This is a genomic window from Desulfobaculum sp. (assembly GCF_054921475.1).
This window is the reverse complement of the sequence record NZ_JBUDSW010000199.1, coordinates 1-7,038: the sequence shown is the minus strand read 5'-3', so window position 1 is coordinate 7,038 and position 7,038 is coordinate 1. Positions and strand designations below refer to the sequence as shown.

4 protein-coding genes and 1 riboswitch are annotated in these 7,038 nt (G+C 59.8%); all 4 genes read right to left on the bottom strand.

The genetic code is table 11. The features are described 5' to 3' along the window. Positions 1-134: 134 nt before the first annotated feature. Complete coding sequence (locus tag ACY69P_RS12350) at positions 135-2,339, bottom strand: sensor histidine kinase (protein WP_462327690.1); 2,205 nt, start codon at positions 2,337-2,339, stop codon at positions 135-137. Then, complete coding sequence (locus ACY69P_RS12345) at positions 2,317-3,546, bottom strand: ABC transporter substrate-binding protein (protein ID WP_462327689.1); 1,230 nt, start codon at positions 3,544-3,546, stop codon at positions 2,317-2,319. Before ACY69P_RS12345 ends, ACY69P_RS12350 begins: the two co-directional genes overlap by 23 nt. 272 nt (positions 3,547-3,818) lie before the next feature. Beyond that, a complete protein-coding gene (gene metE, locus ACY69P_RS12340; protein ID WP_462327688.1) occupies positions 3,819-6,089 on the bottom strand; it encodes a 5-methyltetrahydropteroyltriglutamate--homocysteine S-methyltransferase in 2,271 nt (756 codons plus the stop codon). A 131-nt stretch (positions 6,090-6,220) separates the two neighbouring features. Continuing rightward, a riboswitch (cobalamin riboswitch) is annotated at positions 6,221-6,394 on the bottom strand. A gap of 310 nt (positions 6,395-6,704) precedes the next feature. Then, positions 6,705-7,038: hypothetical protein (locus ACY69P_RS12335; protein ID WP_462327687.1), on the bottom strand; the 334-nt coding region annotated here is incomplete at its 5' end.

The following is a 7,038-nucleotide window of genomic DNA, read 5'->3' as shown; positions in this document are numbered from 1 at the left end:
TTTTGGCTCGGCAGGCCATCTGCACGGCCTTTCCGCCAGTTCCATTCATGAAACCATACGCAGTCATTCGCCTCACCAAGGTGTGCCGCGTTGCTTCCTTAGCCCCCTCACTCACTGACGTCTTGTCACCGTTTTCATTCTTCGCCCTCTGCTTCGGGCCCAGTGCTAATGATGGGGAGTTTGATGAAGAAGGTTGTGCCTTCGTCTGGAGTTGAGGTGAAGTCCAGTTGGCCGTTGTGGCGTTCCACGATGATGTCATGGGCGATGGCGAGGCCTTGGCCAGTGCCTTTGCCGACCTCTTTGGTGGTGAAGAAGGGGTCGAAGATTTTGTTTTGGAATTGTTGAGGGATGCCGCTACCTGTGTCGGCGATGGCGACTGTGACCATGCCGTCGTCGGCGGTGGTGGAGAGCGTAATGTGGCCTTTGTTGCCGGAGTCGCCCACCACGCCTTCTATGGCGTGGGCTGCGTTGATGAGGATGTTCAGAAACACTTGATTGATGTCCCCCGGCAGGCAGTGGACGAGGGGGATGTCGCCGAAGTCTGTGGTGAGGTCTGCGACGTATTTCCATTCGTTTTTGGCTACGATGATGGTGTTTTCCAGCGCCTGATTGATGTCGACCAGCTTCTTTGTTCCCTCACCGGGGTGAGCGAAGTTTTTCATGGAGCGTACAATTTTTGCCACGCGTTCTGTGCCATCCAAAACCCGGTTGCACGCCTTGGGGAATTCGTCTCGGAGGAATTCAAGGTCCGCGTCGTCAGCGGCGGTGTCTATGGCGTTGAGGCGCTCCGTCTCAATGCCGTTTTCCCGGCACCTTTTGGCCAGAGCGTCATACGCGTCCAGTACGTTGGAGATGTCCTCAAAGGCTTCCTTGATGAATCGGACGCTGTCGCTGACGAACTGAATGGGCGTGTTGATTTCATGCGCGATGCCTGTGGCGAGTTCGCCGATGGATTCCAGCTTCTGCGCGGTGTTGAGCCGCCGTTCAAGGTTCTTGCGCTCTGTTATGTCCATAAGGATAACGCCGATGTGGTCCTCGCCCTGAATTTCCATAGGCACGAGGTAGCGCGCCAGCGGGAACTTGGATCCATCGGGGAGGGTGCCTACGCCCTCGCAGTAGCGAGTTTCGATGGTGCCGGGGCAGAAGAATTGCTGTGCGTCGGCGGGCTGGCCTGCAAAGGCGGATGCGCAGTTTTGGCCGTTTACAGCTTCCGGAGTGGTGGAGAACATCCCGTGCAGAATAGAGTTTGAGCGGATGATGGTCCGTCCCTTGGGATCAATGATGTAGAATGCGCCGCCAATGCCTGCGAGCAGCGCGGAAACAAGCTGATTGCCCTCCCGCGCTATCATCTCGGCCTCGGCGCGTTCGCGGACTTCAATGGTGAGTTGGTCTTGGCGCTCTTGCAGTTCTCTGGTGCGTTCCTGCACTTTTTCTTCCAGCTTTGCGCTGAGTGCTTGGAGTTTTTCGTGCGGTACAAGGATGGCCCTGCGGCTGATGGTAAGAACGATGACCACGATGAGGACAGTGCCTCCAACCAGTGCGCCAGCGAGCAGGGTCACGAGGTATGTCACCTGTCTGTTGACGACGCTGCTGCTTATTTCCTGCCGCAGGGTGATGCCCGGGAATGACGAGTCGACCTCTGTCACGACGACGGGCGGTGCGGCTTTGCCTTCCTGAAAGACCGGCACACCGTCGTAGACGATGGTGACGGCCATTTCGTCGAGGGTGGATTCCGTGAATTCGCCAAGGAACATGGGGATGAGCGCTGTCAGCACGCCTTCGGGCCGTCCCTGATACCGGATGGGGAGGGCAAGCCGCCAGTAGGATCCTGCGCCGCCAGCCATGGTGACGACATCAACGTGCGATGCGGCTTCCTCCTGCATCAGGGCCGCAAAGTGTTCGCCCTGTGGCGCATGTTCTGCAAGGGGGGCGGTGCTGTGAATGATATTCCCCTGAAAATCCTGAAAAATAATGGTGGCGGACCCTTCCAAGAGCGAGAAGGAGTCTATGGTGTCGATGGCGCTGGCCTTGCTGAGCGTAGGATTCATGGTGCCGGTGATGATGGCGGGCTGCTTGGCAAGAAACTGGAGCAGGCTCAGCCTGCTGTTGAGGTAGAAGTCCAGATTCTGCTTTCTGTCGGTCAGTTCGCTCTTCATGTGGGTGTGTTGCAGGTCGGTCATGGCGCCGCCGATGAAAAAGACGATAACCGCGACACCGGAGAGCGTTTGCAGGACAAAGAACACGATGATGGACCACGTCAGCACCCGGGAGAGCGACGGGCGGCCCGCATCGTCTGTGGAAAGCGGGTGGTCGGCGTTAGGGGATGAGGATGATTTCATTGTGCCTTCCATATTGGCCGAAGGTCAGGTCCTGCGCGCCAAGGGCCTCGTGGGCGTCGGGCGCGTCTGGGGAATATGGGGTGAAGGGGTGCGTGTATGTTTTGATGAGGCCCTGCACAGGAGCATGAAGGTGCTCCAAGGCATGCTTGGTTTGCTGGCGGATGGCGGCGATGTTCTCGGGTGTTTTGCCTGCGAGCTCTACCTGTTTGGTGGCCTCGATGAGCAGCCGCGTCAGGTCGTAGGCATGGACGAAGCCTGTCGGCGCGGTGATGTCCTCCGGGGTGGCAACGTCGGAAAAGAGCGCCGTCGCCTTTGCGAAGACCTGCCGCGCAAGGGGGTTGTCCCGTATGCTGAGGAATGAGAAGCGCGTTTGCAGGAATTCAATATCGAGCTGCGCGCGCATTGCCGGTGTGATGACATGGGGAAAGTCGCCGCCGGTGATGCCCCAGTGGCTGATGATGGGGCGGCGCAACGCGGGGGACAGCTCGAGCATTGCCTGACAGAAGACAATTCCTTCAGGAGCATTGCCCACAAAGATGATGACATCTGCCCCTGCGGTGACCACGTCGCGGAGCATGATTTTGGCGGCGGGCACGCTGATGCCCCAGTTGAACAGTTTGGTGACGGCTGGTGAGGCTCCATGCGTGGCCAAGGCGTTGGCCATGGTCTTTTCGTTGGAGAAGCCCCAGCCGGTTTTTTCCAGCAGCAGGGCGGGGCGGGTGAAGCCGCGCTGGACAATGGCGCGGTTGATGATGACTTTTCCGGCCTTGGTGTCGTCTACAGAAAGGCGGAAGACCCAGTTAGGGCCGCTTTTGGGGCGCGTGATTGGCCCTGCGGCGGCCCACGGGTTGAGGAGCAGAATCCCGCTGTCGTTGATGAAAGGGAGGTTCGTCAGCACGGGCGGAGAGTGCAGGCCGCAATACACCGCCAGCATATTGGGGTCTGCGGCGGCGGTTTTGAGATTGGCAAGGCTGCGCATGGCATTGCCCCGGTGGTCGAGGACGGTCACCTCCACCGGGCGGCCAAGGAGTGTGTTGTGGACTTCTGCCAAGGCGGTGCTGATGCCGCGTTCAATGGCGGTTGTGGATTCCTGCGCACTTGACCTGTCGGCGTCGAGGTAGATGCGGAGCGGCTCGGCAGCGTGCAGTGCGGCTGGGGCCGCACCACAGAGCACGATGGTGAGAAGCAGGGCAAAAGCACAACGCATGGAATACACCTCCATACTCTCTATAAACTCATTTTTGCGGTGATGACGCAAGGGAAGAGTTCAAGAGGCATGACCGTGTATGGCGGCATTTGCGCGAGTTCAGCGTCGGCAGTGGGGCTGCAATGTGTGTGGATGGGGGGCTGTGGTCTTGTGGCTGCGGATGCGAGGGGGGAGGAAGTGAGACAAAAAGCGCGGCCTGTTTCCTCTTGCTCAGGGGGGACAGGCCGCGCACAAGGCATGGCGGCATCCGCGTGGGTGCGACCGTGGTGGTGCTACTGGCCGCGCAGCTGTTTGGCGGCTGTAACCATGTTTGCAAGAGAGGCGAGAGTCTCGGCCCATGCGCGTGTTTTAAGGCCGCAATCGGGGTTGACCCAGAGCCTTTCGGCAGGGATGCGTTGTGCGGCCTTGCGCATCAGGTCCACTACGGAATCCACAGACGGGATGTTTGGCGAGTGAATGTCATAGACGCCGGGCCCTATTTCATTGGGATAGGAGAAGTCGTCAAACACATCGAGAAGCTCCATATCGGAGCGGGACGTCTCAATGGTGATGACATCTGCGTCCATGTCGGCAATTGCCGCAATGATGTCGTTGAATTCCGAGTAGCACATGTGCGTGTGAATCTGGGTGACGTCCTGCACGCCGTTGGCGGTAATCCTGTAGGATGCAACGGCCCAGTCGAGGTAGTCGCTCCACTGTGATTTCCGCAGGGGCAGGCCTTCACGCAGGGCGGCTTCGTCAATTTGGATGACGTGAATCCCCGCCTTTTCCAGATCCAGAACTTCGTCGCGCATGGCGAGGGAGAGCTGGCGGCAGGTTTGTGCGCGGGGTTGATCGTTGCGGACAAAGGACCAGTTGAGGAGAGTTACCGGGCCTGTGAGCATGCCCTTCATCGGCTTCTCCGTGAGGGACTGGGCAAAGGTGCTCCACTCCACGGTTATGGGACCGGGCCGGGAGATATCGCCGAAGATGATGGGCGGCTTGACGCACCGCGAGCCGTAGGACTGCACCCAGCCATAGGCACTGAAGACGTAGCCCTCCAGATGCGTGCCGAAGTATTCCACCATGTCGTTTCGTTCCGGTTCACCGTGTACCAGTACGTCCAGCCCGAGCTTTTCCTGCTCTGCAACGACGGTTTCGATCTGGTGGCGCATCTGCTCCGTGTAGGCGTTCGTATCGAGCTCCCCTTTGCGGAAGCGCAGTCGCGCGGCGCGGATGTCTTTGGTCTGCGGAAAGGAGCCGATAGTGGTCGTTGGGTAGAGGGGAAGGTTGAGGGCGTCTTTTTGTCTGTTTCGGCGCTCCTTGTACGGGCTGTTGCGGTGCCCCATCTCTGGCGTAATGGTCCGCATGCGCTCCTTCACCGTGGGGTTGTGGACCCTTGTGGAGGTTTGGCGACTGTGTATGGCCTGGGCGTTGTCGGCCAAATCGGCAGAAACGGCGTCGCGGCCTTGCGTGAGTGCCGTGTCGAGAATGCGCAGTTCATCCAGCTTTTGTGTGGCGAAGGCAAGCCAGCTGCGGACTTCTGCGTCCATGGCGTCCTCAAGGGCTACGTCAACAGGAACGTGCAGCAGGGAGCAGGATGGCGCCAGCCACAGGCGATCCCCCAACTGCGTCGCCAAAGGCTCCAGCCAGTCAAGCAGTGCGGTGAGGTCGCTTTTCCAGATGTTGCGGCCGTCGATGACGCCAAGGGAGAGGACCTTGTCACCGGGGAGAGCATCGACAATCTGAGGGACTTCCGAACGGCCTCGCACGGCGTCGATATGGATGCCATTGGTCGGGAGGCCAAGGGCAAAGTCGAGATTTTCCTCAAGCGTGCCGAAGTAGGTGGCAAGCAGGGACTTCACCGGGCTTGATGCAAGGCGGTTGTAGGTGGCTTCAAGCATGGCGCGCCACGAGGCATCCAACTCCGTGACAAGAATGGGTTCGTCAATCTGAACCCACTGCGCGCCAGCCTTATGGAGCGCGTTGAGGAGCTGTTCGTAGACGGGCAAGAGCCGTGGCAACAGCTGTGATTTGTCACTGTCATCCTTTGCTTTGCCGAGCCAGAGGTAGGTGACGGGGCCGATGATGACGGGCTTGGCTTGGCGTCCGTCCTTGTGAGCCTCGGCAAGCTGGTCGAGCAAGCGGTCCGCGTTCAGGGAGAAGGTGGTGTCCTTGGTGAACTCGGGGACGATGTAGTGGTAGTTGGTGTCGAGCCACTTGGTCATTTCACCGGCGTTGACGCCGTCTTTGCTTCGGTCGGCGGCGGAGCGTCCGCGCGCGATGCGGAAGTAGGCATCCAGTTCACTGCCCGGTGAGGCGGTGGCGCGGGACGGAATGTTGCCGAGGGTGAAGCTCATGTCGAGCACATGGTCATACAGCGAAAAATCGCCGACGCTGACCATGTCCAGCGTTCTTTGCTGCGCCCAGTGAGCGCGGCGCAGGGATTGGGCGGTGGAGGCAAGCTCCTCTGCGGGGAGGTCGCCCTTCCAGAACGCTTCAAGAGCCGTTTTCAGCTCTCGTTTCGCTCCGATTCGGGGAAAACCGAGAATGTGGGTAGGCATGTGGTCACTCCTTTGATGTGTGATGAACAAGGAGCAACGACCGACTGGCGCGAAGACACAATGCACAAAGAGACCCCGCCCGGTTGGGCGCGGCAAGGCGTGCATGACGAGTCAGTCCAAATCGCGAGACTGTCGTGCTCTGCCTGCAAGGGCGTCTCCTGGCTTCTGACCCTGTGCTCCGCAGCCTTCCCGCATGTGAGGAATGCAGTGACTGCGAAAGGTATATGTCAGTTACAGTGGCGCGTCCGCTACGGATTTTCACCGTATTCCGTTTCCTTGCGAGGACAAGCGGGAAGAATAGCCATGTGCTTTGTTGGATGGCAAGGGAAAAGTGCAAGGCGGCGGCTCAGAGGGTGGCGGCGTTGCTTATAGAGCGCGGGAGAGGGCGTGCTGTGGTCCAATACAGGGAGCGGAGCTGTATACTCCTCCGGTAGGGCTGTCACGTGCATGGTTGCGGAGGGGCAGAGCGGGAGTCATGCGGGGCGACGCCCTGCATACGCAGTCCGCCCCGGCTTCCAGAGGAAACCGGGGCGGGTGTGCGGTCGGCTTTGAGGGGCAAGCCGGGGTGTGCGTCGGCCTGCGCCGCGTGGGCGCTTGGGTCGATGCGGGGGAGGTTTAGTCGGCCTGCGCCGGGGCGACGATGTTGGCGTCGTCCTTCAGCATGGCGCCGACGGCGGGCTCAGCGGTGGCCGGGGCGGCGATGCCAGCCTCCATGGGAGGCATTTCGGCCGGGCTCTTGTCCGTCTGGGACAGGCGGATGGAGTAGAGCTCGATTTCCTTGGCGTCCAACTTGCCGAACACCTGCTGGATGTATGCCGTGGTCTTGTAGCCGAGGACGGCGAAGATGGGCATCATCGGCACGATGATCAACACGGGGAAGGATTTCAGGATGTTCAGCTGCGCGTTGATGAGCAGGAATATGATCGGGATAACCGTCAACAGCAGGCAC

Bases quoted from the DNA above. Each gene is read 5' to 3' on its own strand.
- metE (WP_462327688.1), bottom strand. From the start codon at position 6,089: ATGCCTACCCACATTCTCGGTTTTCCCCGAATCGGAGCGAAACGAGAG.
- ACY69P_RS12350 (WP_462327690.1), bottom strand. From the start codon at position 2,339: ATGAAATCATCCTCATCCCCTAACGCCGACCACCCGCTTTCCACAGAC.
- ACY69P_RS12345 (WP_462327689.1), bottom strand. From the start codon at position 3,546: ATGCGTTGTGCTTTTGCCCTGCTTCTCACCATCGTGCTCTGTGGTGCG.